This is a genomic window from Ruegeria intermedia, assembly GCF_900129345.1.
Classification (GTDB): Bacteria; Pseudomonadota; Alphaproteobacteria; order Rhodobacterales; family Rhodobacteraceae; genus Ruegeria; species Ruegeria intermedia.
In genome coordinates this window covers 86767-111403 of the sequence record NZ_FQVK01000005.1, presented here as the reverse complement: position 1 = coordinate 111403, position 24637 = coordinate 86767, and the positions used below count along the sequence as shown (strand labels likewise).

Here is a 24637-nt window from a genome sequence, read left to right as displayed (position 1 = left end):
ACCCTTGGAGCTGGATGCCTTGGCCGCCGCTGGACCCTTCGTGGAGTCCAAGCTGGTTGCTGGTGTCCGGAACCCAGGGGTCCACCCCATTGAGGCGCCCTGAACATTATGACCCTGAGCTTTGCCCCCGACGCAATCGAGACTTGGCCGCTTGCCAAGCTCCAGCCTTATGCGAAGAACGCAAAGATGCATGGCGCGGATCAGGTTGCAAAGATCGCGGCCAGCATGGCCGAGTTTGGCTGGACCGTTCCTTGCCTGGTCGCGGATGATGGAGAATTGATCGCAGGCCATGGCCGTGTGCTTGCCGCCACACAGCTGGGGCTGCTTGAGGCCCCCGTGATCGTGCTGGGACATCTGACCGAAGCACAGCGTCGGGCTTACCGGATCGCGGATAATAAGCTGACGGAACTTGGCACTTGGGACGAGGCGCTGCTATCGGCCGAGCTGAACGACCTGCTGGCAGAGGACTACGATCTCTCGCTCATCGGCTTTGATGACGCTGAACTCGAAGCGCTGTTGGCCGGAGACGTTGATCCTGAAACAGCCTCTCGCGAGGGCGAGGGCGAGGACGATGTTCCCGAGGCCCCCGAGACCACAATCAGCCGTCCGGGCGATCTTTGGGTGCTCGGCAAACATCGGCTGCTCTGCGGTGACGCGACCGTGGCCACCGATGTCGATCGTCTGCTCGGTGATGTGAAACCGCAGCTGATGGTGACCGATCCGCCTTACGGCGTCGAATACGATCCGGGCTGGCGTAACAAGGCAGGAGCCGCCGCAACAAAACGCACCGGCAAGGTACTAAATGATGACCGGGCTGATTGGCGTGAGGCCTGGGTGCTCTTCCCTGGCGATGTGGCCTATGTCTGGCATGGCGCGTTGCATGCGACCACCGTTGCCGAGAGCTTAGAGGCCTCCGGTTTCAATATCCGGTCTCAGATCATCTGGGCCAAGGATCGCCTGGTGCTGAGCCGCGGCGATTATCACTGGCAGCACGAGCCGTGCCTTTATGCGGTGAAGAAAACCGGCAAGGGACACTGGGCGGGCGACCGCAAACAAACGACGCTATGGCAGATCGCGAACAAGGATCAGGACGCGGACACCGTACACGGCACCCAGAAGCCCGTCGAATGTATGCGCCGTCCGATCCTGAACAATTCCAGCCAGGGCCAAGCTGTCTACGAGCCTTTTATGGGCTCGGGCACTACGCTTATCGCGGCGGAAACCACGGGGCGGGTCTGCTACGGGATTGAGCTTAATCCGGCGTATGTCGATGTGGCTGTTCAACGGTGGCAGCAGTTTACTGGCAAGCACGCTGTTCTTGAAGGCGCCGGGACCAGTTTTGATGATCTGCGCTCAGAGCGGGGTAGCCAATGAAGCAATCCCGTCTGATGTCATTTTGTGAAGCGATTGCGAATGTCGCGGTTGGCTACTGTATCGCTGTTCTGACGCAAATCCTGATCTTCCCGATGTTTGGGCTGCACACAACGCTGGCCCAGAACCTGCAAATGGGGGCGGTTTTTACCGTGGTGTCGATAGCGCGTTCCTTCGCCTTACGGCGGGTCTTCGAGGCAATCCGGGTCCGATCAAAAAAGCCGCCCCCCAAGATAAGCGACGGCTCTGTTCGCGCAAGGCTCCCTTACCGCCGCGACTTCAGCGGTACAGCGGCGCGGGATCAGTCTTCGATACGATAGACGCGTCCGCGCGCATCCACCTTTTCCGAGGTGATTGCGAGGCCTAGCTTTTTCTTGAGCGCGCCGGACATGGCGCCGCGCACCGTATGCGATTGCCACTCGGTAGCATTGGCGATCTCTTCGATGGTCGCGCCTTCGGGCCGACGTAGGAGGTCAATCACGATCTGCTGCTTCGTCTGGTGCGAGGCCGTAGCGGTTGTTTTCGGTGTGGATTTCTGAGCCATAAGTGTCTCCAGTATTTGAGGATCGCGACATGCGTCCTTGTACCGAGACAGGCCCCGCGAGCGCGGGGCATATCTTGAGGTCTGTGCAGTTCAGACCAGACCGATGTCTTTCAGACAGGCGGCTGCGTCGATCAGTTGATTGGTGGGCACCTCGATGGTGATCGTCATGCTGTCGGCGTAGGCGCGAACATAAACGCCACCGTCGTCCATTAAGGCGCATTCGATCTCGTCAAGGACTGTGGTGATGCGGCTGCGATCGAATTGATCGGGCAGTTTACGAATTGCGATACGAATTGTGCTGGTTTCCATGGCGCTTACTCCGCGTGCTCGCCTTCGCTGAAGGCGCTGTCGGTGATGCGCTTCAGCAGGCTGGCGTAATGCTCAAGGGTGCCAACATGGCCCCAGTTGATTTCGTCGGGTTGGCAGTTGAAATGCTCGTCGCAGAGGCTCTGAAGCCGGGCGAGCATGTCGTCGACCTCGGCCTTCTTGCCGATGAAGGCGTTGATCGCAGCTTCGCGGTTTCGCGCGGCTTTCTCGGCGCGCAGTTGGTGGCGAGGCGTGGTGATCGGGTTCAAGCGGGTCATCGTGGCGGCTCCTTGGTTTTGCGCGACCGCTGCGCTGCTTGAGCGCGGTGGTGAGTTGCATCGTTTTCGTGAGACCACATTCGCTCTACTACGGAGGCTTATCAACGACATAAGCACATGATTTTGAATGATAATCGGAGCGCGCAATGGAGGGTTTGAGCGAGCGCCAATACGCCACCCGTGTTGGTCTTTCACGCGGTGCAATCCAGAAGGCCAAGGCAACAGGACGGCTGGTGCTGCACGACGATGGCAGCATCGATGCGGTTTCAAGCGATGCCCTGCGTGCTGAGGCAACCGACCCATCCAAAACCCGCAAGAAGCCGCAGCCAAGACGCAAGCCTGTGTCGGAGGCGGCTGTCTCGGCAGTCGGTGACACTCTGAAGGAACAGGGGCTTGAGGCTCCGGCAAATAGCGGTGGCACCACCTTTTTGCAGGCCAAGACGGCCAATGAAGTGCTGAAGGCGCAGGAACGTCGTCTGCGTCTGCAAAAGCTGAAAGGCGAGTTGATCGACCGGGCTCGCGCACTGTCGCTGGTTTTTCGGCTGGCGCGGCAGGAGCGTGATGTCTGGGTCAACTGGCCTGCGCGGGCGGCAGCTTTGATGGCAGCCGATCTGGGTGTTGAACCCGCCGCAATGCAGAAAGTTTTGGAAAAACATGTCCGTGCCCAGCTCGACGATCTTGCCGAGGTCAAACCTGATCTCCGATGATGCGGACGATCTGCTGGATTTCGATGGCGCGGCAGAAATCCTGCGTGCTTGGGGCGCGGGTCTCACGCCGGATGCGGACCTGACCGTCTCCCAATGGGCAGACCGACACCGGATGCTGTCGGGGCGCGCGTCGGCAGAACCAGGTCGGTATCGAACGGCCCGCACGCCTTACATGGCTGAGATCATGGACAGGCTTTCGCCCGGCGACCGGGCACAGCGGATCGTGTTCATGAAGGCAGCGCAGGTCGGCGCGACCGAGGCGGGCAACAACTGGATTGGCTTTGCGATCCACCAGGCGCCGGGGCCAATGTTGGCGGTCCAGCCAACGGTGGAATTGGCGAAACGAAACTCACGTCAGCGGATTGATCCGCTGATCGATGAGAGCCCGGAACTGCGGGAGCGGGTCAAACCGGCGCGTTCTCGTGACGCGGGCAACACGATGCTGTCTAAGGAATTTGCGGGCGGTATTTTGATCATGACCGGGGCAAACTCGGCCGTAGGGCTGCGCTCGACCCCGGCGCGCTACATCTTCCTCGACGAGGTCGATGCCTATCCAGCGTCCGCTGACGATGAGGGTGATCCGGTCACGTTGGCGGAAGCGCGTTCGCTGACCTTCGCACATCGGCGTAAGGTGTTCTTGGTCTCAACCCCGACCATTCGCGGGATGAGCCGGATTGAGCGGGACTATGATGCCAGTGATCAGCGCCGGTTTTTCGTCCCATGCCCCCATTGTGGCGCGATGCAGTGGCTCAAATTCGAACGGCTGCGCTGGCAGAAGGGGCAGCCGGAAACAGCGGAATATCACTGCGAGGGCTGCGAGCAGCCCATAGCGGAGCATCACAAGACGGCGATGCTGGAGGCTGGCGAATGGCGGGCAACCGCCACGGCCGCGGATCCGAATACGGTCGGCTATCACCTCTCGGCGCTTTATTCGCCCATCGGCTGGCTCAGCTGGGAGCGGATCGTGCGGGCCTGGGACGCAGCCCAGGGGTCGGATGAGGCGATCAAAGCGTTTCGCAACACGATCCTCGGCGAGACGTGGGTCGAGACGGGTGAGGTGCCGGACTGGCAGCGGCTCTACGACCAGCGAGAAAACTGGAAGCCGGGCATTGTGCCTGCGGGTGGGTTGTTCCTGACCGCTGGTGCCGATGTGCAAAAGGACCGGATCGAGGTCGATGTCTGGGCCTGGGGCCGCGGGCTGGAAAGCTGGCTGGTCGATCACATTGTTATCGAAGGCGGCCCCGATCGTCATGAGGCGTGGGGCGATCTGGCCGAACTTCTGGGTCGAACCTGGCCGCATGAGCGTGGCGCACACTTGAAGATTGCGCGACTTGCCATCGATACCGGCTATGAGGCTCCGGCGGTCTATGGATGGTCGCGGGCGCAAGGATTTGCACAGGTCGCGCCCGTCAAAGGCGTCGAAGGGTTCAACCGCGCAAGCCCCGTATCTGGTCCAACCTATGTGGATGCGACTGAAGGGGGCAAACGTCTGCGCCGGGGCGCGCGTCTTTGGACCGTGGCGGTCTCGACCTTCAAGGCAGAGACCTATCGGTTTCTGCGGCTGGAACGACCGACCGAAGAGGAACGTGCTGACGGTGCGACGTTCTCACCCGGAACAGTGCATCTGCCGCATTGGGTCGAAAATGAGTGGTTAAAGCAGTTCGTCGCCGAGCAATTGGTGACGGTGCGCACCAAACGCGGCTTTGCCCGATTGGAGTGGCAGAAGCTACGTGAGCGCAACGAGGCGTTGGACTGCCGGGTTTATGCCCGCGCTGCCGCTTGGATCGTGGGCGCGGATCGCTGGACAGACGACAAATGGCGGGACCTCGAGGATCAACTTGGGGTCGCTGATGCCTCTGCGGATCCCGCGGGGCAGATCAACAGGCAAGCGCAGGCTACGCAAGGCAAGCGCCAATCCGACTGGCTCGGACGGCGTGGAGGATGGTTTTGATGACTGACTGGACGGAAACCGAGCTCTCAGCGCTGCGCCGGGCCTATGCCAGCGGCACGACACGGGTCAGCTATGATGGCAAATCCATCGACTACGGCTCAGCTGCAGATCTCCTTGTGCGCATCCGAACGATTGAGCGCGCCATCGCAGGGACCACACGGCCGGTACCGATCACCGGACTTGCGGGCTTCTCGCGCGGAGACCGCTGATGTCGGGAAACTGGTTTGACCAAGCAATTGCCACCGTGGCACCGCGCGCGGCAGCGCGGCGTGTCCTTGCGCGCCAGGCGTTAGAAACCCTGACGCGGGGCTATGATGGTGCGGCTAAGGGGCGGCGAACCGATGGGTGGCGGGCTCCGGGCACTTCCTCTGATACCGAGGTGGGCGTGGCTGGAGCCCTCTTGCGGGATCGGATGCGCGATCTGGTGCGCAACAACCCGCATGCGGCGAAAGCTGTGGCGGTGCTCGTGAACAATATTGTTGGTGCGGGCATCATGCCCCGAGCGGCCAGCGGCAATGAGACGCTGGACCGCAAGGTCGACGCGCTATTCGCGCGCTGGTCTGCAGCAGCGGATGCCGATGGACAGCTCGACTTCTATGGTTTGCAGACCCTGATCTGCCGCGAGATGGTCGAGGCAGGAGAAGTTCTGGTGCGCCGCCGCTTGCGCCGCTCCTCTGATGGGCTACCGGTGCCGCTACAATTGCAGGTGCTGGAAGCCGACTTTCTGGATGCCACGAAATCTGGCGTGCTCGGCGCGGGGCGCTTGGTACAGGGAATTCAGTTTAATCCTATTGGAAAGCGAGAGGCCTATTGGCTACACGCTGAACATCCGGGCGATGCCTTTGGCGCGATGCAGAATGGCCTGCAGAGCCGCCCGGTGCCTGCGATTGAGATCGCGCACGTATATGAAAAACAGCGTACGCAGGCGCGCGGCGTGCCTTGGGGTGCACCAGTGATCCGCAGCCTGCGCGATCTCGACGACTACGAGGTGGCCGAGCTGGTCCGCAAGAAGACTGAGGCCTGCGTCACCGCCATCGTCTTTGGCGATGATGAAGCGCAGCAGGGCATCGCGCCTTCGGTGGTGGATGCTGATGGCAACCGCGTCGAACAGTTCGAACCTGGCCTCATTGCCTATGCGCGCGGCGGCAAGGACATTCGGTTTAACCAGCCTTCGGCCACCGGCGGCTATGCAGATTACAAGAGGGCGAGCCTGCATACGATCTCGGCCGGGTTCCGCGTGCCGTATGAGTTGCTGACCGGCGATCTCTCTCAGGTCAACTATTCCTCGATCCGTGCGGGGCTGGTGGAATTCCGCCGTCAGATCGACGCTGTGCAGTGGCAGCTGTTCATTCCAATGTTTTGCGCCCCGGTCTGGCGCTGGTTTTGCGAGGCTGCATGGGCTGCAGGTCTGATCCCAACACCGGACGTGCCGGTAGAGTGGTCACCGCCGAAGTTCGAAGCGGTCGATCCTCAGAAAGACGCGATGGCCAACCTGTTGTCGATCAGATCCGGCACCATGACGTTGGCTGAGGTCATCGCCCGGCAGGGGCGCAATCCAGACGCCGTGCTGGCGGAGATTGCAGCAACCAACGCCAAACTAGATACCCTCGGGCTGGTACTCGACAGCGATCCACGCCGGGTCACCAAAGCCGGAAGTGCGCAGACAAGCGATCTGGGCACCGATCCGGACAATGACCCGACGAATGGCTCGCCCGACAACGACACAGACCCTGCGCGGGCTGACACCGACCAACAGGATTGACCGATATGGACACAACGATCGAAATCCCGGCCTTGCGCCGGATGGCGGAGCTTGCGCCAAACTCAGCCGATATTGAAGCTCGGACTGTTGAAGTCGTCTGGTCAGCCGGCGCGCGTGTGCGCCGATCGACCCTGTTTGGCGAGCCCTATGATGAGGAACTGAGCCTCGATCCGGATCACGTGCGGCTTGAGCGGCTGAATGCAGGTGCGCCGTTTCTGAAGGTGCATGAGGTCGATACGCTCGACGCTGTGATCGGCTCAGTTGTTCCCGGCTCAGCCCGGCTCGAAAACGGCCGTGGCATTGCGCAGGTTCGGATCTCTGAGCGCGCCGATGTTGAACCGATCTGGCGCGACATCCAGGCAGGCCACATCCGCGCGGTCTCCATCGGCTATCAGGTTCATCGGTTTGAGGTCTCAAAGCCCGAGGCTGCCCGCGAGTTATGGCGCGCAGTGGATTGGACGCCCTTTGAGGTGTCCGCTGTGCCTGTCGGCGCGGACCCCGCAGCGGGGTTTCGCGCACAATCCCCACTTCACGACTGCGTCCTTCATCGCCGGGACGTCCCACCCACCCAAACAGGAGCCATCCCGATGACGGACAAACCCAATGCCCCGGCCGCAGAGGCCACAGACCAGCCCAGTGACCCAATCACGACCGAGGACCCGACCATGACCGAACCGAAGACGCCTGTGGCCGAGCCAAAGGTAGTTGCCGTTGAGACCCGCGCGCAGCCGAAGCCGCAAAAGGCCGACGCCCCCGTTGCACCCGACACCGAGGTGGTCGCGACCCGCGCCCGTGAAACCGAACGCGACCGCGTTTCGACAATCTATGATCTGGCAGGCCGTCTGAACCTCGAGCGCGGCTTTGCTGATGATCTGGTGAAGCGCGGCACGGATATCGGCGAAGCGCGCCGCCTGATCCTCGACCAGGTTGCGACAAAATCCGAAGAAACCCGCACTTTCAGCCAGGTGTCGGTCCCACTGGGCGGCCGTGACGAGCAGGTCACCCGCCGCGACGCGGTGGCCAATGCACTGCTGCACCGCTACAGCCCGACGCTATTTCAGCTGGAAGACGCCGCCCGCCAGTACCGCGGCATGACGCTGATGGAACTGGCTCGCGAAAGCCTTGGCAATGCCGGGGTCAACACGCGGGGCCTGTCGCGCGACGAGGTGGCCACGCGGGCGTTGCATTCAACGTCTGACTTCCCAGAAATCTTGTCGGCGGTCACGAACAAGACCCTGCGGCAAGCCTATGACGCCTATCCCCGCACGTTTATGCTGTTCTGCCGTCAGGTTCTGGCCACTGACTTCAAGTCGATGCATCGGGTGCAACTTGGTGAGGCCCCGCAGTTGCTGGAAGTTGGCGAGAGCGGAGAGTTCAAGCGCGGCACGCTGGGCGAAAGCAAAGAGAGCTACAAGGTCAAGACCTATGGCCGGGTGGTCGCCATCACGCGGCAGACGTTGATCAATGATGATCTCGACGCCTTCACGCGCATCCCGGCAATGTATGGCAACTCTATCGCCCAGCTGGAGTCGGACGTGGTCTGGGGCATAATCACCGCCAACCCGGCGATGGCCGATGGCAATGCGCTCTTCCATAACTCTCACAAAAACCTGGCTGGCACTGGCGCCGCACTTGATGTGGGCAGCGTTGGTGCGGCGCGTGCTGCGATGGCCAAGCAGACTGGTTTGGATAAAAAGACGGTCCTGAATGTCCGTCCCGCTTATCTGATCGTGCCTGCGTCGTTGGAACTGCGTGCCGAGCAGATGGTCGCCCAGAACCTCGTGCCAGCTGCAACCTCGAACGTCGTGCCGCAATCGATCCGGACACTGTCCCCCATCAGCGAGCCGCGGCTTGATGCTGTGAGTGAAACCGCCTGGTATTTGGCCGCCAATCCAAACCAGATCGACACAATCGAGTACGCCTATCTCGAGGGCCAGCAAGGTGCCTACATCGAGACGCGCAACGGCTTTGACGTCGACGGCGTTGAGATCAAGTGCCGCCTCGACTTCGGAGCCAAGGCCATTGACTGGCGCGGCCTCTACAAGAATCCGGGCGCATAAACCGAGCCAATTCTGAAACTCCACCCCTGACGGGCGGTCCAATGGGGCCGCTCGTTTCGTTTTGCAAAGGATCCCGCAATGAAAAACTACGTCCAGCCCGGCAATACCGTCACGCTCACCGCACCCTACGCCGTAACGTCCGGCGACGGCCTGCTCGTCGGCTCCATTTTTGGGGTGGCCGCCGGGGATGCCGCCAATGCCGAAACCGTTGAGACCGCACTCGTCGGCGTCTTCGATCTAAAGAAGGTTGCGTCCCAAGCCTGGTCTGCTGGTGACAAGGTTTATTGGGATAACACCAACAAGGAAGCCTCAAAAACCGCCACTGGCAATACGTTGATTGGCGTGGCGACCGAAGCGGTTGCGGGCGGCGCGGCTGATGTGATTGGCCGGGTGCGCCTAAACGCGAGCTTCTGATGACGGCATTTGCTGCAGTCATCGGAACGCTGTTCAGCGATCCGAATATTTTTGTCGAGATATGGCATCGTGACGTCGAGGGTCAGTTCACACGGGCCCGTGGCATTCTGCGCCGTCCTGACGAGATCACAGAGTTCGGATCAGCCCGTCTACTCTCTGAGACGACACGCATCGACGTTCAGGTTGCAGATATCCCGGATCCGCGCCCACAGGAACAGATCCTGATTGGTGAGGAAACGTTCCTGATCCAGGGTGAACCGCGCTGCGACCGGGAGCGGTTGGTCTGGACCATTGAGTTGTGTCCGGCATGAAGCTCGGGCTCGACATCAGCCCTGATCTGATTGCCGGGATGGCAGCGGAGATAAAGGCAGGTGAACAGGCCGTCAGCGCAGCTGTGCGCGAAGCTGGCACGGACCTGAAAACTGCATGGCGCGGGCAGATCACGCAAGCAGGCCTCGGTCGGCGATTGTCGAACTCGATCCGGAGCCAGACCTATCCGAGATCTGGCGAAAGCTTGAAAGCAGCAGCGCTGGTCTGGTCAAAGGCGCCCGTGATCATTGGGGCGCATGACACCGGCCCGCTGATCCGATCGAAGGATGGGTTCTGGCTGGCGATCCCCACGCCTGCAGCAGGGCGAGGCCTGCGCGGTGGCAGGATCACCCCCGGCGAATGGGAACGGCGGCGCGGATTGCGGCTGCGGTTTGTCTATCGGCGGCGCGGGCCAAGCCTGCTGGTGGCTGATGGTCGGTTGAACAACCGCGGGCTTGGTGTGGCTTCACGGTCCAAGACGGGTCGCGGACGCAGCACGGTGCCTATCTTTCTGCTGGTCCCACAAGTGAAGCTCGCGAAACGGCTCAATCTGGCCCGCGACGCTGACCGCGCGCTGGCGGTAGTTCCGGGGCTGATCGTGGCGAATTGGCTAGAGGCAAAACTATGAGTGCGCGCGAAACCATCCTGACCGCACTGCACACTCGTTTTTCCATGCTGCCTACTTGTGCACTGCGCGGGGATGTCCTGCCCGAGCGCGTCCCGGCTCAGGGTCTATTAATCCTGCGCGACGGGGAGCCGGGGGAGCCGGAGGTGACACTGTCGCCGCTGCGCTATCACTATCAGCACCGCGCCGAGATAGAGGCGGTCGTGCAAGGAACGAACGACCGTGATGCTGCTTTCGACACACTTTGTGCCAGCATCGGCGCAGCGCTTGCCGCCGACCGCACGCTGGGCGGGCTCTGCGACTGGGTGGAGGCGGAAGCCCCACAGCCGGTCGATTTGCCTCTTGAAGGGGCGGCTGGTCTGAAAGCAGCCGTCATTCCAGTGGTCCTGCACTATTCCACGGCTGACCCGCTCAGCTGACCCCGCTAATCTGAGGAGAGACAAAATGGCACGAGCCCAAGGGGCGCGGGCGCAGATGGCGCTAGCGTTCGAGACCACATATGGCACGCCGCCTGCGAGCGGCTTCAGCAAAATGCCCTTCGCCAGCACGTCCCTGGGGGCGGAGCAACCGCTGCAGACCTCAGAACTCTTGGGGTATGGCCGCGATCCGCAGGCGCCGATCAAGGATGCCGTGACAGCGGACGGGGATGTGGTGATCCCGATTGATGCCGAGGCCTTTGGCTTCTGGTTGAAGGCGGCATTTGGAGCGCCTACGACGACTGGAACTGACGCACCCTACACCCACGAGTTCCGCTCTGGAAACTGGGCGCTGCCGTCGTTCTCGGTCGAGACGGCCATGCCTGAGGTGCCCCGCTTTGCGATGTATTCCGGCTGCATGGTCGACAGCCTCAACTGGCAAATGGCGCGATCAGGCTTGCTGACGGCCACGGCCAGCATTGTGGCCCAGGGCGAGGAGATCGCCACGACCAGTGCGGCAGGGACACCGGCTAACATCGCCCTGAAACGCTTTGGGCATTTCAATGGGTCTATTACACGGAACGGGGCGAATATTGGCAATGTCGTGTCCGCTGACCTGACCTATGCCAACAACCTCGATCGCATCGAAACCATCCGCGCAGATGGGAAGATCGACGGCGCAGACCCATCCATCGCAGCGCTCACAGGCAATGTTGTTGTCCGTTTCTCTGATCAGACATTGGTCAATCAGGCGATCAATGGCGAGGCTTGCGAGCTTGCGTTCTCCTACACGCTGCCCACTGGCGAGACCCTGACCGTCACGGCCCATGCCGTCTATCTCCCGCGCCCGCGGATCGAAATCTCAGGTCCACAAGGTGTGCAGGCCACCTTTGACTGGCAGGCGGCGAGTGACCCAAGTCTTGGCCGGATGTGCACAGTCACCCTAACCAACGACCGCGAGGATTACTGATGCTACGATTGAACCTGTCCACTGAGCCGCAGTGGCTTGATCTCGGCCATGGCTTACGGCTGTTTGTCGAACCCCTCACCACGGCCATCATGCTAGCCGCACGCAGCGATCCGGCGATCATCGCCGCAGCAGCCGATGCGGAAAACAGCGCCTCCAACGACGACCTTGCGCGTATCGTGGCCAAAGCCGTGGCGCGCATCGTTGTGAAGGACTGGGAGGGCGTCGGAGACGGTGACGGCAAGCCCCTTCCTCTGACCCCTGAGGGGATCGACGCGCTTTTGGAACTCTGGCCGATCTTCGAGGCCTTCCAGACCAAATACATCGCAGGCGCGCTGATACTGGATGCGGAAAAAAACGCCTGACCGCTCTCGCCGACTGGGAGTTCGGCGGGGGCGGTGACTATTGCGCGGCTTGCCCATCAGTATGTACGGAATGCCCGCGCAGCCTGCATGCGCCACGCACACTTGAGGGCTGGCAGATCTGGGATCTGGTTCAGCGCCTGGGCGGGCAGGTCCGCGTCGCCGGTGGCATGAGCGGCGGCGCTGTGCTCGGCTGGGATATGGCTGCTGCCCTGCAACTCGGGATGGCCCTCGGGCTCTCACCCCTGATCATCGCGGAACTCCTGCCGCCGATCGAGGCGGCGATGGTGCGCAAGACAAACCAAGAGATTGAACACCACCATGGCTGAGAAAAAGGTATCCGTCCGGCTCTCGGCGACTGGCGGCCGGCAAGTGCGTGCCGAACTCGAGGGTGTCGGTGCGGCCGGGTCGCGGGGTATGGGGCGTCTGAGCCGTGAATTGGACCAGGCAAATGCCCGCATGGCAGCCTTCGCGCGCCGTGCTCGGATCGCTGCTACCGCTGCGGCAGCCGCCTTGGCCGGTGCCGTTGTTGCGATGACGCGCTCGACAGTGGCGGCCGCCAATGAGATCGGCCAGCTCTCACAGGTCGCCAACGCCAACCCAGAGGTGTTCCAGCGGTGGTCGGCGGCGTCTACCACTGTGGGCATTGAGCAGGAAAAACTCGCCGATATCCTGAAGGACGTGAACGACCGTGTGGGGGATTTTCTGCAAACCGGCGGTGGTCCGATGGCGGACTTCTTTGAAAACATCGCACCCCGTGTGGGCGTCACCGCCGATCAGTTTGCCCGGCTCTCAGGTCCTGAAGCGCTGCAACTCTATGTCGATAGCCTCGAGCGCGCCCGCGTCAGCCAACAGGAGATGACCTTCTATCTCGAGGCCATGGCATCCGATACCACGCGGCTCATTCCATTGCTGCAAAACGGCGGTGCGGAGATGACCCGGCTTGGGGCGCAAGCACAGGCATTGGGCGCGGTACTCGACGCGGATGCGATTGCAGCCATGCGCCGCTCAGAACTGGCGCTGGTCAGCATCGGTCAGGTGTTTACGGGCGTGCGCAACCGGATTGCAGTGGCGCTTGCCCCGTCACTGGAGGCAGCGGCCAATGCATTTGTCGCTTTTGCGTCCAGCACCAGCCCAATCAGCCGGGCTTTTGATGCGGTTCTGGCCAACCTTGACCGGTTGGCGATCTACGCGGGGACCTTCGCCACATTCCTCGCCGGTCGCTGGGTGGCCGCCATGGCCGCTGCGGCCTTCTCGGTGCGCGGGTTGGCCACGACGCTGGTGGTCCTGAAAGGCGCGTTGATCCGCACCGGCATTGGGGCCCTGATCGTAGGCGCGGGAGAGCTCGTGTATTGGTTCACGCGCCTTTCGTCCGGCGCTGGCGGCTTCGGTGATGCGATGCGCCTTTTGAAGGATGTCGCTGTCGAGGTCTGGGACCGGATCAAGATGGGCGCAGCGGCTGCCGGGGCGCGCGCCACGGCGATGTTTTACGACCTGAAAGCCGATGCTGCGACGGGCATGGCGGGAGCGATTGAGAGCGTTGTCGCCTTTGGTAACGCCACAGCGAATACGTTTGAGGGGGCACTACTCGCCGTCCGCGAAATCTGGTCCCGCCTGCCAGCCGTGATCGGAGATCTCGTTTACGCGGCTGCCAATCGCATGCTCGACGGAATTGAGGCCATGCTGAACGGCGCGATCGCCCGGATTGACGCCTTTACGGGCAAGATCCGCGATGCGCTGGCGGCTGTGGGCATCGAAACCACCTTCGGCGAAATCGGTGAAATCAGTCTTGGCGATATCGACAATCCTTTCGCGGGAGCTTCAGCGGATGCTGGAAGCGCCGCCGCAGATGCATTCCGCAGGGCTTTTGAGGACAACCCGCTGACGGCGCCCGACCTTGGACTTGATGGGATTGCGGCCGAGGCACTCGCCACCGCGAACACCTACCGGCAGGCCGCCACCGATTTGGCGGCTGGAGCCACGGCCCCGCTGTCCTCCTGGGCGGCACTCCGCGATGCTGTCGCGGGCACTGGCGAAGACGGCGCTGCGGCACTTAATGACGCCACGGCCTCTGCGGGCCGCTTGGCGGAGGCCATGGCCGAGGCTGGGGATACGGTTAGTGGCGGCAGCGGGTCTGGTGGTGGCGTTGCCGAAAGGATTGTTACTGGCTGGCGTGCCGTTTCCGAAGCCCTGAACTCTTATGCCAACGATGCCCTAAACTGGGGTAAAGGTCTCGGCGAAACCTTATCCAGCGCCTTTTCTGGCGCCGAAAGTGCCTTCCGCAGTTTTGTGGAAACCGGCAAGCTCGACTTCAAGGGGCTGGTACGCTCAATTCTGGCAGATTTGGCCGTCTTGGCATTCAAGAATGCGGTGCTGGGACCCATTGCCAACGCGCTCTCAGGCGCTTTTGGCGGTGGCGGCTCTGTTGCAGCTGCTGTCTCGCATGCCGGTGGCATGGTTGGGATCTCTGGCCATACGCGGTCTGTGCCCGCAGCGGTTTTTGCGGGTGCGCCGCGCATGCACGCAGGCGGTTGGGCGGGGCTCCGTCCAGATGAGGTGCCCACCATCCTGCAGCGCGGTGAACGGGTGTTGTCACGCGCAGAGGTCGCTCGCGGCGGAGGTGGTGCTACCCCGGTGGCCATAAATCTCAATGTGGATGCGCGCGGCGCGCAAATGGGCGTGGCCGAGCAGATCGCTGCTGTGATGCGCGGCGCCCAGCCCGAGTTTGAGCGCATTGCGGTGGCCGCCGTTGGCAATGCCATGCGGCGGGGACGGATGGCATGAGCGTGATTGTGGAACTGCCGCGCACCTGGGTGGCCGGGATCGAAAGACGGCTCGTGACCGCGACAAGCCAGACGCAGTCGCCCTTCACCGGGTCGACAGAGGTGCAGGACTGGGGTGGTGAATGGTGGGAATATGATATCGAATTTGCCGCGCAATCCGGACCGCTGGCAAGGTCTGTCTCTGCGGCGCTGACAGCCCTTGGCTCCGGCCGGGGCCTGCTGCTTTTTGCTGATCCCTCCATTGAGCCAAAGATACTCCCGCAACCGGTCACTCTGGCGGCCCCCATCACAGGCGGCAATGTCGTGCAAACGCAAGGCTGGCCACCGGGACTGCCCGCTATGGCTTCAGGGGATTTTATGTCGATTGGCACCGCGCGCGACACGCGCCTGCACCAGATCGCCTTTGATGTCACAGCAGACATCAACGGGTTTGCCACGCTGACGCTCTTTCCGGCGATCCGCAGCGCGCTGCCCGCCAATACACCTTTGGAGGTGAACAGGCCGCAGGTTCTGCTACGCCCCACGAGTGCGGTGCCAACCCGCATTGAGCGCGTGGCACGTCACCGCTTCACCCTGTCAGCCCGCGAGGCGCTATGAGCCGGGATATCACAAATGGCATGGCCACAGCGCTCGATTGTGCTGAGCTACAGCCTGCGATCTTCTTTGAAGGAGAATTCCCGTCGGGCATGGTGCGGATCTGGACAGGCCCGGGTCCGATGGATTGGGACGGCAAGACCTGGACCGGCGTCGGCGTTCTTCTTGGCCTCGGCGCGCTTGAAGAAACCTCCGGTGTTGTGGCCTCTGGGACGACAGTGTCGCTGTCAGGCGTGCCGCTCGATCTGGTGGGTCTTGCGATCGATGAGGCGCGCCAGGGTCAGGCGGGGCGCATCTGGCTGGCGCTGCTCACAGAGGACCGCAGAGTGATCGCTGATCCCGTACAGGCCTTTACGGGCCGTCTTGATGTGCCGGAACTGCAAGAGGACGGGCAGAGCTGCCGCATCACGATCAGCTATGAAAGCCGGCTCATTGATCTGAGCGTGCCGCGCAACTGGCGCTATACCCATGAAAGCCAGCAAGTCCTATTCCCGGGCGATCGGGGGTTTGAACACGTAACGGCGATTCAGGATCAGGAAATCACCTGGGGACGCGGCTGATGGAGCGACCAATTGTTGCCCCACGCGATACTACCCGCGTGCCCCATTGGGAGCAGGTCCTGGCGGACGCGGTCCAGCAGGCCAGCACGCGCCCCTTTGCTTGGGGCCAGCACGATTGCGCAACTTGGGCCTTCGATCTCCACCGCGATCTAACAGATGGCCCGGATCATGCGGCCCTGTGGCGCGGGCGCTACCGCACGCCGATCGGCTGCGGGCGGGTGTTGCGCCGCCTTGGCTGGACAAGCCTTGAAGAAGGCGGACGCGCCTTGTTGGGCGACCCGCTTGATTATGTGCGGCTCGCACAGCGTGGCGATCTGATCCTTGGCGGTGAGCCCGAAGCCTTTGGAGTCGTTATCGGCGCCAAGGCTGCCTTTGTCGCGCCTGAGGGTCTGGTGCGCCTGTCTCTTGCAACCTGCCGTCTCGCCTGGAGGACGTGAACAATGCCACCCGTGGTTTTAGGTGCTGTCGCCCTCGGGGGCGCTGCCATTGCGGCCGGCGGTGTGGCCGCGGCTTTTGCAGCCACAGGTCTGGTTGGCTTTGCCGCCCAGTTCGGGGCCTCGATGCTCTTATCAGCTGCTGCCCAAGCCTTGATGCCCACGCCCAGCCTTGGCCAGATGGAAATGAAGGCCCGTACGGTGACGGTGCGCGAGCCGGTGATGCCGCGCGAAATGGTCTACGGCCGCACGCGCAAGGGCGGTGTGATTGTGTTCCTGCATTCGACGGGGGCGAAGGATAAAGACCTGCACCTGGTGATCGTCTTGGCGGCGCACCGCATCAAATCGATCGGTGCCATCTATTTTGAGGGCGAAGAGGCGATTGATGCCTCAGGTGCGGCCCAGAGCCGTTGGGCGGGCAAAGTCGCTGTGGAAAAGCGCCTCGGTGCTGATGACCAGACCGCCTTTGCGGGGCTCATTGCGGCGGCGCCCGAGCATTGGACGGATGCCCATCGCCTTGCGGGCTGTGCGGCACTCTATTTGAAACTGACCTATGATGCGGATGCCTTTCCGGGCGGCATTCCGAACATCACCGTGGATCTGGAGGGCAAGGACGACATTCTCGATCCTCGGACGGGCACGCGGGTCTATACTGACAATGCAGCGCTCTGCGTGGCAGACTATATGGCCCATGCGACCTATGGGATCGGCGCTGTCATTGGCGGTGCAGACGGGATCGAGACCGACAGTCTGATCGAGGCCGCCAATATCTGCGATGAGACTGTGGCGCTGGCCACAGGTGGCACGGAGGCGCGCTATACCTGTAACGGTGTGGTCTCGCTCGCGGAGACGCCCAAGACCATTATCGAGGCGATGCTCACGGCCATGTCAGGCCGCTGTATCTGGCAGGCAGGCCAATGGCGGATGCGCGCGGGGGCATACCGCGTGCCAGAAACCACGATTACGGCAGATGATGTGCGCGACGGCGGAATGACCCTGACGACGCGGCAAAGCCGGGCTTTGAGCTTCAACGCGGTGCGGGGCCAGTTTGTGAGCCCTGAAAACAGCTGGCAGCCCGATGACTTCCCGGCCTACGCCAGCGAGACTTACCGGTTGGAGGACAATGGTGAGCGGGTCTGGCGGGATATCTCGCTACCGTTCACGATCTCGGCGTCCATGGCGCAGCGTCTGGCCAAGATTGAGCTGGAGCGCGCACGGCGCCAGATGAGCCTGAAAGTAGCAGGCAAGCTGAAGGCCTGGCGGGTTGCGGCGGGCGAGACCACTTACGTGCACTACGCCCGCTGGGGCTTTGGCGGCGCGGCTCTGCCGGAGGGCAAGCCCTTTGAGGTTGAGGCGGTGCGGCTTGATCTAAGCCAAGTCGGACCGGGCCCGCGTCTGGCACCAGAACTCCTCCTGCGGGAAACGTCTCCGCTGATCTACGACTGGGACGCCTCGGAAGAGCAGATTTATGCAGCAGCCCCACGCACAACGCTGCCCACCGCCTTTGATATCGCGCCACCAGGTGCGCCGCAGATCACAGAGGAGCTTTACGTCACACGGGACGGCTCGGCGGTGAAAGTCCTGGCGCGTATTGCATGGGAACCCGCGGCCTCGGGGTTTGTCGATACTTATCAGGTGGAGACGCGGCGGGATAGCGGTGACTGGCTGGATCGCGGCCGCACCTCTGGCACGGTGATGGAGTTGCGCGATATCCAGCCGGGCCAATGGGATGTGCGGATCAAGGCCATCTCGGTGCTGGGGGTCTCGTCGATCTGGCGCGAGGGGGCTTTGGAGATCGTGGGGCTCACGGCGCCACCGGCAGCCCTGACGGGGCTGACGATCCAGTCTGCAGGCGGTCTTGCCGTGCTGAAATGGCAGCGCTCGGTTGATGTGGATGTCCGCGTCGGTGGCAATGTCATTATCCGTCACAGCAAGGAAAGGACCGCCACCTGGGCCAACTCCACGCTGATGGACCGCGTCTCGGGCGGCGAGGCGATTGCGGTCGTGCCGCTTAAGCCTGGAACCTATCTGCTGCGCGCGGAAGACAGCGAGGGCCGGATTGGTCCTGTCAGCACGGTGAGCACAAAGGGCGTGCAGATCCTGAGCTTTGCCCAGCTGAATACGCTGGCGGCGGAGCCAAGCTTCCCCGGCCTGAAAACCGGTCTGGTCGTGACTGCCGGGACGTTAAAACTGCAGACCGGAACAGATGCTGCAGGCTCACCCGTCGTACTGGCGACTGAAGGGCTCTACCAGTTCGATAGCCTTCTCGACTTCGGGGCGCTGAGACGCGTCCGTCTGCGCTCTGATATCCTGGTCGGAGCCTCGGCGCTGTCGGATTACATTGATGACCGCATGACGCCTATCGATGCTTGGGCCGACTTTGACGGCTCCGAGGGTGCTGACATCGATGTGGTACTCGAGGTCCGGGAAACCGATGACGATCCGGCGGATGCTAACCCTGCCTGGGGACCTTGGGGGCGGATCGACAACAGTGAAATCGAGGCGCACGCGGTTGAGGCACGGGCCTGGCTTAGAACCAGTGATCCGGCCTTTACGCCGATCGTCTCGGAATTGCGGCTGATAGCAGATGAGGTGGCCTAGTGTCCCAAGCACCTAGCTTTGTGATCATCAACGACAACGGGGCAGCTGTGCGTGCCCAGATCAACCAGATTGTCGCCGCATTACGCTCCACCAGCAGCGGTGCGGTGGAGCCTGCGGCCACCGCGCCGGGCATGTTGTGGCTGGATACCAGCACAACACCGCCGACGCTCAAGCTGCGCAATGTGGCCGATGCCGCGTTTGAGCCGCTGCTCGATGGCGGCGAATACTGATCAAGACCACGAAATAAAAACGACCACGGGAGGCGCCCATGACCGAGCCGGGCTTTCTAGAAACACTGAACAGCCTGTTTGGCGGGGCGGTGACCACGCTGATCGGCGCCTTTACGGGTCGGTTGATGTATCACTCGGGCGAAGTGAAACTTGGCCGGCGGCGGTTTTTTGGCAAGGAGCTCTTGTGGGAAATCCCCGTGGCCATCGGCATGGCCATCATTGGCGAGGCTGTTGCAAGCCATTTTGATCTTGGCCAGCCGGTGCGCACGGGGCTTGTGGCCATGCTGGCGTATCTGGGGCCGCGTGGGGCGGAGGCCCTGATGACAGCCTGGCTTTGCCGCAAGAAATAGCCGCACCGCGCGCTGCTGAACACAACCACGAATACGACCACGAACATCAAGCGCTGCCCCTCGGGGCGGCGCTTTCCATTTGCATGGGAGAGCATCATGACACCTTTTGAAATTGCCCGCGGGTATATTGGCACCACCGAGGGCCCGGGCCCCGCAAATAACCCCGTCGTCATGGAGATGTACGCTTCGGTCGGCCACGATTGGGTGGAGCACGATTCTGTGGCCTGGTGCGCCGCCTTCGTGGGGCATTGTCTGGAGAAGGCTGGCATTCGCTCGACGCGCAAGCTGACGGCGCGGTCTTATCTTGACTGGGGCGTTCCGGTCGAGATCGCAGATGCGCAGCCCGGTGATATCGGGGTCATACCCCGAGGCTCCTCGAGTTGGCAGGGGCATGTGTTCTTCATCGACCGCATTGAGGGGGCCTGGGTTTGGGGTCTTGGCGGCAATCAGTCTGATGCGGTGAATGTGAAACGCTATCCGGTCTCAAAACTCTTAGGCGTGCGGCGGACCGGCAATGTGGCGCCATCCTCAACTCTATCCGTGAAGGCCGTGCAGACCCGCTTGAAGGAACTCGGGTATCACGAGGTCGGCACCATCGACGGGGTGATCGGGCCACGCACGCGTGCTGCAATCCTGGCATTCCGCGATGACGCTGCACTGCCGTTGGTGCCCATCATTGATGTGGCGCTGGAGGAGGCTTTAGCCGTGGCATCGCGACGAGCGGTTGCGCCGGAACGGGCAGCGGGCGTACCAGAGGATAGCCGCATCGTGACGGCGGCGAATGCGCAAATCGGGCTTGGGGTTCTGGGGGCCGCAGGCTCCATCACCTCTCAGATCGCACCAGCATTGCGTGAAGCCGAACAGGCCCGGGATACGGCCTCCCGGATCTTGGCGCTCGCCGGTCTTGAGGAGTGGCTGGCCATGGCCGTGCCTTGGATCGGGATGGCGATGTTTGTCGGTGCCATTCTTTATGCGCTGAAGGCGCGCTCCGCCCGCATTGAAGATCACCGGACAGGGCGCACGCCATGATGGGAGTTGCCCATGCTTTGCTCTCGGGTTTTGGCAGGCGGGCTATTCTTTACGGAGCCATCGCTTTGGCTGTGATTGTCGCCCTGTGGGTTGCCGTCCGCCAGGGCCGCCAAGCGGCAGCGGCGAATTTTGCCATCCGCCGTGCCGATGCGCGCCTCAGATCAATGCAAACATCAAAGGACATCCGCCATGACGTGCAAAACAGTGACCGCGCTGATCTTGATCGTAGGGCTGACCGCTGGATGCGCGATTAACCCCGGCAGTGTGCATGATGATTGTGACTGGGCAGAGCCTATTCGGCCGTCGCGTCATGATGTTTTGAGTGACCTGACGCTTGCGCAAATCGTGGCGCATAACGAGGTCGGCGCGCGGCTGTGCGGGTGGCGGCCATGAAATTGATCTATCGCGTTCAGTTGCGGCCGCAACACTGCTTGTATTTACGGCCCGACCCGCAGGTACATGGATCGTTTCGGCCGGGTCGTGGTCCTGCTTGAAACGGCTGGCCCGGCAGGTTGGCCGGAGTCTGTCCGGCGAGTTCGGGGCGAGATTTGTGGAGGATCGTTACCACGCAATTCGGGATCAGATCAGGCGCTTCGAGGTCGATCTCGTTGATCTCCTCCTCTGTGAATTTGCTATTTCCGGTGTAGATGTCCTGCAGCGCCATCATGAAAATCAGCGTGGCCTGGGTTTCTTCATCAACGGTGTCGAGAAGGTTTGACCAGGCATCCGGTCTGAGGCCCATTGCGCGGGTGAAGCCATCGATCCAGGGCTCCCACATCGTCTCGTCACTATTGGGGTCAATCTCGTAGATAGGTTCAACCCGGAGCCTGCGTGTGATCGCCTCGGCAACGGAATTGTAATGGGCCATGACGGCACCGATTGTTTCTTTTGCCGTCTGCTGGTCGGGAAACGCGGCGTCGCCGGTTTCTCCCCAGATATGAGGCAACCATTCCGATGGTGAAATCATGTCCGGACAGACCAGTACGCCAGTAACATATCCGTCCAGTTCGCTTAGCGTCATGGGCATGTTCTGAGTGGGCAGCGCAAGCAGCAACTGGCTCAGGTGATCGAGGTCTTGATCGGATTGTCCCATGTGAATTCTCCCGGCATTTCCGAGGGTTTTCTATCCTCGCGTTTGCCAAGTCGCAATCCAGCGCAATCCCGGCTTTTGGAGCAAAACATGACGACTACCACTGTGACGGAGGGCCCGGCCGTGCTGATCGGTTACGGATGGCGGCTACAGATTGAGGCCGAGGCGCCGGTCTTTGCCGAAGGTGCAAGTTATGTGGGGCAGATCCGGGAACGGCCAAACGCAGCGGAGGTCTTGGCCACGCTCACCAGCGCCGATCAAGGGATCATGCGGATCAGCGACACAGTGCTGGAACTGGCATTGCATGCGGAACAAACCGCTGATCTCTTGCCAGGACGTGTTGTGCTTGACCTCGTGCGAACTGATCTCGCGCCTGATCTGCATCTGGGGTTCTTGATGGAACTCCCGGTCATCCTGCCGGTGACGCGCGGGCTTGCCCCATGAGTGCCGCTACGCATCAAACGGGACCGATCACAATCACCGCACCAATCAAGGTCCGGGTGGTCACTGGGCCCTTGCGCATCCGCCTTGGTGGCCAGCCAGGCCCAGAGGGCAAGGTTGGTCCACCCGGTGACAAAGGCGATCAGGGCGATCCCGGCATCACCATCCTGCCCACCAACACCCCAATCAACGGAGGCTTCTTCTGATGGCCAATACGATCCAGTTCAAACGCCGCCAGGCAGGCAATGCCGGCGCGCCCGCCGCGCTCAAATCCGGCGAAGTGGCCCACAACGAGGTCGACGACACGCTCTACATCGGCAAAGGCGATGATGGCAGCGGCAATGCGACCGCCATCGTGCCGCTGGCAGGCGTGGGTGGGTTTGTCGCCCGCGTTGGCAGCCAGACGATCAGTGGCGCAAAGACCTTCTCGCTGGTGCCCAAGTCGAGCCAGGACGCGAGTGCCAGCACCGATCTTGTACGCAAGTCGCAGTTCGATGCGGGGCTTGCGGGTAAAGCTGCGGCAACACACGCGCATGCCATCTTGGAGGTGAGCGGGCTGCAGGCTGCGCTTGATGGGAAAGCCGCTGATGGGCACGGCCACGGCATTGCCGATGTCTCGGGGCTGCAGTCGGCGTTGAGCGCAAAAGCGCCCCTGACTTCACCGGCACTGACCGGCACCCCCACAGCGCCCACAGCCACCGGCGGGACCAATACCACGCAGTTGGCTACGACAGCCTTTGTGCAAACCGCATTGGCAGGCTTTGGTGCGGGCGACATGCTCAAATCCGCCTATGACAGCGACAACGATGGTAAGGTCGACGCGGCTGAGGCGGCAGACAATGTGCCTTGGGCAGGTGTAACCGGCAAACCCGCCACCTTTGCGCCAGCGTCCCACAGCCATGCGATCTCGCAGATTACTGGGCTGCAGGCGGCGATTGATAGCAAAGCCGGACTTAACTCGCCTGCCTTGACCGGCGCGCCAAGCGCACCCACGGCATCAAGTGGCACCAATACAACCCAGATTGCGAGCACCGCATTTGTTCAGGCGGCGATTGCTGCTCTGATCGATGCAGCCCCCGGCGCGCTGAACACCTTGAACGAGTTGGCCGCTGCCTTGGGCGATGATCCCAACTTCGCAAGTACCGTCACCAACGGCCTTGCAGGCAAGCTGGCCGCGGGTTCCAACCTCTCAGATCTGCCCAATAAGAGCACGGCGCGGTCCAATCTGGGGCTCGGGTCTCTTGCGACGCAGGCGGCCAATGCAGTCGCCATCACCGGTGGCAGCATCACCGGCGTCTCGCTTGATGGCGGCACGTTCTGATCCGCTTTGATCCTTCCCTCACATGAGGCTGAACCGCAGGAGGCCCCATGGCCAGCACAATCCGTATGAAACGATCGGCAATCGCCACGAAGGTGCCAACCCCGGCTCAGCTGGATCTGGGCGAGCTGGCAATCAACACCCGCGATGGCAAACTGTTCCTCAAACGCGCCGACGGCAGTGAGGAGATCATTGAGGTTGGCGCCCGTTGGGGTGCGTTTACCGCGCATGCGGCGGGATCAAGCCTGACCTTCCGCTACAATGGTACCGACGTGATGACGCTCGATGGTTCTGGAAATTTGACCGTTCTGGGCGATGTCACCGCCTTTGGGAGCCCGTGACCCATGGCGCTACCATCGACAGGACCGCTCTCACTTAGCCAGGTGAACACCGAGCTCGGCCGTGCCACTGGCGCCACGATCTCGCTTGGGGACGCGGGAGTGCGCGGGCTGGCGGGCGTGGTTAATGGTGCTATCGGGCTCGGCACCCTGCGCGGCAAATCTGCCCAGTTCACCCACACGATCACCAGCCATCAGCAAGAGTTGGACCTGCACACCTACCTGCAAGCGCAGGGCTGGGATGGCACGAGTAAGGTCGAGGTAACGGTGGCCGCGGGCATTTACATCTGGTCGGATACCACCACGATCCCGGCCCTCGACATGGGCGGGGCCTTCCCTGGCGGGCTGACGCTGGTCAATCGTGGATTTATCATGGGGAAAGGTGGCGATGGAGGCTATCAGCTTGCCGACCGCAGCAGCTATGTCGCGCCAACAGCAGGCGGACCGGCGATTGGTCTGACCGGCCCAATCATCATTGATAATGCCGCAGGGTATATTGGCGGCGGCGGGGGTGGTGGTGCGGCTGCAACAGGTCAGCCCATCGCGATCCTGAGCACGGCTGTGCACAGCCCCGGTGGCGGCGGTGCTGGTGGCGGCCGCGGCGGAGCCATGCCTTATGGCAATACATCAAGCCTTGTGATGGGCGCCTTTGGTTCAGGTGGTGCAATCGGCCAGCCGGGATCAGTGGCCACAAATTCGAACAACTGGGCTGGAGCAACCGTTCCAAGCCATGGCGGTGCCGGCGGCGCGGGCGGTGCCGGAGCCGTCGAGGGCGGCGGCCTTTAGGAGGAAACGAG

The 24637-nt window shown here is 62.1% G+C and carries 31 protein-coding genes; 27 read left to right on the top strand and 4 right to left on the bottom strand.

What is annotated here, in order from left to right; genetic code table 11:
• Nucleotides 1–108: 108 nt before the first annotated feature.
• Together F3H26_RS05430 and F3H26_RS05425 are read left to right on the top strand one after the other, a co-directional pair.
• Entirely contained in the window at nt 109–1374 is a 1266-nt protein-coding gene (locus F3H26_RS05430; RefSeq protein WP_149775043.1) for a site-specific DNA-methyltransferase, read from the top strand.
• A complete protein-coding gene (locus F3H26_RS05425) occupies nt 1371–1691 on the top strand; it encodes a DUF7220 family protein (protein ID WP_394349762.1) in 321 nt (106 codons plus the stop codon). The genes F3H26_RS05430 and F3H26_RS05425 overlap by 4 nt, the downstream gene beginning before the upstream one ends.
• Here F3H26_RS05425 and F3H26_RS05420 read toward each other — a convergent pair.
• The 3 genes from F3H26_RS05420 to F3H26_RS05410 all read right to left on the bottom strand — a co-directional run bounded on the left by F3H26_RS05420 (nt 1673) and on the right by F3H26_RS05410 (nt 2499).
• On the bottom strand, nt 1673–1915 hold the full coding sequence (locus tag F3H26_RS05420) for a DUF3489 domain-containing protein (RefSeq protein ID WP_149775042.1): 243 nt from the start codon (nt 1913–1915) through the stop codon (nt 1673–1675). The genes F3H26_RS05425 and F3H26_RS05420 overlap by 19 nt on opposite strands.
• Before the next feature lie 90 nt (nt 1916–2005).
• Entirely contained in the window at nt 2006–2224 is a 219-nt protein-coding gene (locus F3H26_RS05415) for a hypothetical protein (RefSeq protein WP_149775041.1), read from the bottom strand.
• 5 nt (nt 2225–2229) lie between these two features.
• Nucleotides 2230–2499: a hypothetical protein gene (locus tag F3H26_RS05410; RefSeq protein ID WP_149775040.1), complete on the bottom strand. Its 270-nt coding sequence runs from the start codon at nt 2497–2499 to the stop codon at nt 2230–2232.
• 146 nt (nt 2500–2645) lie between these two features.
• Between F3H26_RS05410 and F3H26_RS05405 the strand changes: the two genes are divergently transcribed.
• The 21 genes from F3H26_RS05405 (at nt 2646) to F3H26_RS19390 (ending at nt 20907) form a co-directional block, all read left to right on the top strand.
• Nucleotides 2646–3206 carry a hypothetical protein gene (locus F3H26_RS05405; protein WP_149775039.1) on the top strand — a complete coding sequence of 187 codons (561 nt, stop codon included), beginning with the start codon at nt 2646–2648 and terminating at the stop codon, nt 3204–3206.
• Nucleotides 3154–5157: a phage terminase large subunit family protein gene (locus F3H26_RS05400; RefSeq protein ID WP_149775038.1), complete on the top strand. Its 2004-nt coding sequence runs from the start codon at nt 3154–3156 to the stop codon at nt 5155–5157. Before F3H26_RS05405 ends, F3H26_RS05400 begins: the two co-directional genes overlap by 53 nt.
• Nucleotides 5157–5366, top strand: a complete 210-nt coding sequence (locus F3H26_RS05395; protein ID WP_149775037.1) for a phage head-tail joining protein — start codon at nt 5157–5159, stop codon at nt 5364–5366. The genes F3H26_RS05400 and F3H26_RS05395 overlap by 1 nt, the downstream gene beginning before the upstream one ends.
• The gene (locus F3H26_RS05390; protein WP_149775036.1) at nt 5366–6919 is read left to right on the top strand and encodes a phage portal protein; all 1554 of its coding nucleotides are present in this window, start codon (nt 5366–5368) and stop codon (nt 6917–6919) included. The genes F3H26_RS05395 and F3H26_RS05390 overlap by 1 nt, the downstream gene beginning before the upstream one ends.
• 5 nt (nt 6920–6924) lie before the next feature.
• Nucleotides 6925–8979 carry a prohead protease/major capsid protein fusion protein gene (locus F3H26_RS05385; protein ID WP_149775035.1) on the top strand — a complete coding sequence of 685 codons (2055 nt, stop codon included), beginning with the start codon at nt 6925–6927 and terminating at the stop codon, nt 8977–8979.
• A gap of 78 nt (nt 8980–9057) precedes the next feature.
• A complete protein-coding gene (locus tag F3H26_RS05380) occupies nt 9058–9393 on the top strand; it encodes a DUF2190 family protein (protein WP_149775034.1) in 336 nt (111 codons plus the stop codon).
• Nucleotides 9393–9704, top strand: coding sequence for a head-tail joining protein (locus F3H26_RS05375; RefSeq protein WP_149775033.1), 312 nt, complete (start codon nt 9393–9395; stop codon nt 9702–9704). Before F3H26_RS05380 ends, F3H26_RS05375 begins: the two co-directional genes overlap by 1 nt.
• Complete coding sequence (locus tag F3H26_RS05370) at nt 9701–10330, top strand: DUF6441 family protein (RefSeq protein ID WP_149775032.1); 630 nt, start codon at nt 9701–9703, stop codon at nt 10328–10330. Before F3H26_RS05375 ends, F3H26_RS05370 begins: the two co-directional genes overlap by 4 nt.
• Entirely contained in the window at nt 10327–10746 is a 420-nt protein-coding gene (locus F3H26_RS05365; protein WP_149775031.1) for an acyl-CoA transferase, read from the top strand. Before F3H26_RS05370 ends, F3H26_RS05365 begins: the two co-directional genes overlap by 4 nt.
• A 25-nt stretch (nt 10747–10771) precedes the next feature.
• Nucleotides 10772–11713 (top strand): phage tail tube protein, encoded by a 942-nt coding sequence (locus F3H26_RS05360; RefSeq protein WP_149775030.1) that lies wholly within the window; start codon nt 10772–10774, stop codon nt 11711–11713.
• A complete protein-coding gene (locus F3H26_RS05355) occupies nt 11713–12075 on the top strand; it encodes a hypothetical protein (protein ID WP_149775029.1) in 363 nt (120 codons plus the stop codon). The genes F3H26_RS05360 and F3H26_RS05355 overlap by 1 nt, the downstream gene beginning before the upstream one ends.
• Nucleotides 12076–12242: 167 nt before the next feature.
• Entirely contained in the window at nt 12243–12401 is a 159-nt protein-coding gene (locus tag F3H26_RS19395; protein ID WP_188127699.1) for a DUF7697 family protein, read from the top strand.
• Nucleotides 12394–14856: a phage tail tape measure C-terminal domain-containing protein gene (locus tag F3H26_RS05350; RefSeq protein ID WP_149775028.1), complete on the top strand. Its 2463-nt coding sequence runs from the start codon at nt 12394–12396 to the stop codon at nt 14854–14856. The genes F3H26_RS19395 and F3H26_RS05350 overlap by 8 nt, the downstream gene beginning before the upstream one ends.
• Nucleotides 14853–15452 (top strand): hypothetical protein, encoded by a 600-nt coding sequence (locus F3H26_RS05345; RefSeq protein ID WP_149775027.1) that lies wholly within the window; start codon nt 14853–14855, stop codon nt 15450–15452. The genes F3H26_RS05350 and F3H26_RS05345 overlap by 4 nt, the downstream gene beginning before the upstream one ends.
• Nucleotides 15449–16009: a hypothetical protein gene (locus F3H26_RS05340; protein WP_149775026.1), complete on the top strand. Its 561-nt coding sequence runs from the start codon at nt 15449–15451 to the stop codon at nt 16007–16009. Before F3H26_RS05345 ends, F3H26_RS05340 begins: the two co-directional genes overlap by 4 nt.
• Nucleotides 16009–16446 carry a DUF6950 family protein gene (locus tag F3H26_RS05335; protein WP_149775025.1) on the top strand — a complete coding sequence of 146 codons (438 nt, stop codon included), beginning with the start codon at nt 16009–16011 and terminating at the stop codon, nt 16444–16446. Before F3H26_RS05340 ends, F3H26_RS05335 begins: the two co-directional genes overlap by 1 nt.
• Before the next feature lie 3 nt (nt 16447–16449).
• Nucleotides 16450–19044: a host specificity protein J gene (locus F3H26_RS05330; RefSeq protein ID WP_149775024.1), complete on the top strand. Its 2595-nt coding sequence runs from the start codon at nt 16450–16452 to the stop codon at nt 19042–19044.
• A 20-nt stretch (nt 19045–19064) separates the two neighbouring features.
• Nucleotides 19065–19274, top strand: coding sequence for a hypothetical protein (locus F3H26_RS05325; protein ID WP_223162436.1), 210 nt, complete (start codon nt 19065–19067; stop codon nt 19272–19274).
• 38 nt (nt 19275–19312) lie between these two features.
• On the top strand, nt 19313–19624 hold the full coding sequence (locus F3H26_RS05320) for a phage holin family protein (RefSeq protein WP_149775022.1): 312 nt from the start codon (nt 19313–19315) through the stop codon (nt 19622–19624).
• Between the two features lie 96 nt (nt 19625–19720).
• Entirely contained in the window at nt 19721–20653 is a 933-nt protein-coding gene (locus tag F3H26_RS05315; protein ID WP_149775021.1) for a C40 family peptidase, read from the top strand.
• Nucleotides 20650–20907, top strand: a complete 258-nt coding sequence (locus F3H26_RS19390; protein WP_188127698.1) for a hypothetical protein — start codon at nt 20650–20652, stop codon at nt 20905–20907. Before F3H26_RS05315 ends, F3H26_RS19390 begins: the two co-directional genes overlap by 4 nt.
• 155 nt (nt 20908–21062) lie before the next feature.
• Here F3H26_RS19390 and F3H26_RS05305 read toward each other — a convergent pair whose 3' ends face one another.
• Nucleotides 21063–21746, bottom strand: coding sequence for a UPF0149 family protein (locus F3H26_RS05305; protein WP_149775019.1), 684 nt, complete (start codon nt 21744–21746; stop codon nt 21063–21065).
• 87 nt (nt 21747–21833) lie between these two features.
• Here F3H26_RS05305 and F3H26_RS05300 point away from each other — a divergent pair, with 87 nt between their 5' ends.
• The 4 genes from F3H26_RS05300 to F3H26_RS05285 all read left to right on the top strand — a co-directional run bounded on the left by F3H26_RS05300 (nt 21834) and on the right by F3H26_RS05285 (nt 24626).
• Nucleotides 21834–22187: a hypothetical protein gene (locus tag F3H26_RS05300; protein ID WP_149775018.1), complete on the top strand. Its 354-nt coding sequence runs from the start codon at nt 21834–21836 to the stop codon at nt 22185–22187.
• 202 nt (nt 22188–22389) lie between these two features.
• Entirely contained in the window at nt 22390–23505 is a 1116-nt protein-coding gene (locus F3H26_RS05295; RefSeq protein WP_149775017.1) for a phage tail fiber repeat family protein, read from the top strand.
• Between the two features lie 47 nt (nt 23506–23552).
• Nucleotides 23553–23843, top strand: a complete 291-nt coding sequence (locus F3H26_RS05290; protein WP_149775016.1) for a hypothetical protein — start codon at nt 23553–23555, stop codon at nt 23841–23843.
• Nucleotides 23844–23885: 42 nt separating this feature from the next.
• Nucleotides 23886–24626 (top strand): hypothetical protein, encoded by a 741-nt coding sequence (locus tag F3H26_RS05285; protein ID WP_188127697.1) that lies wholly within the window; start codon nt 23886–23888, stop codon nt 24624–24626.
• The last annotated feature ends 11 nt before the right edge of the window (nt 24627–24637 follow it).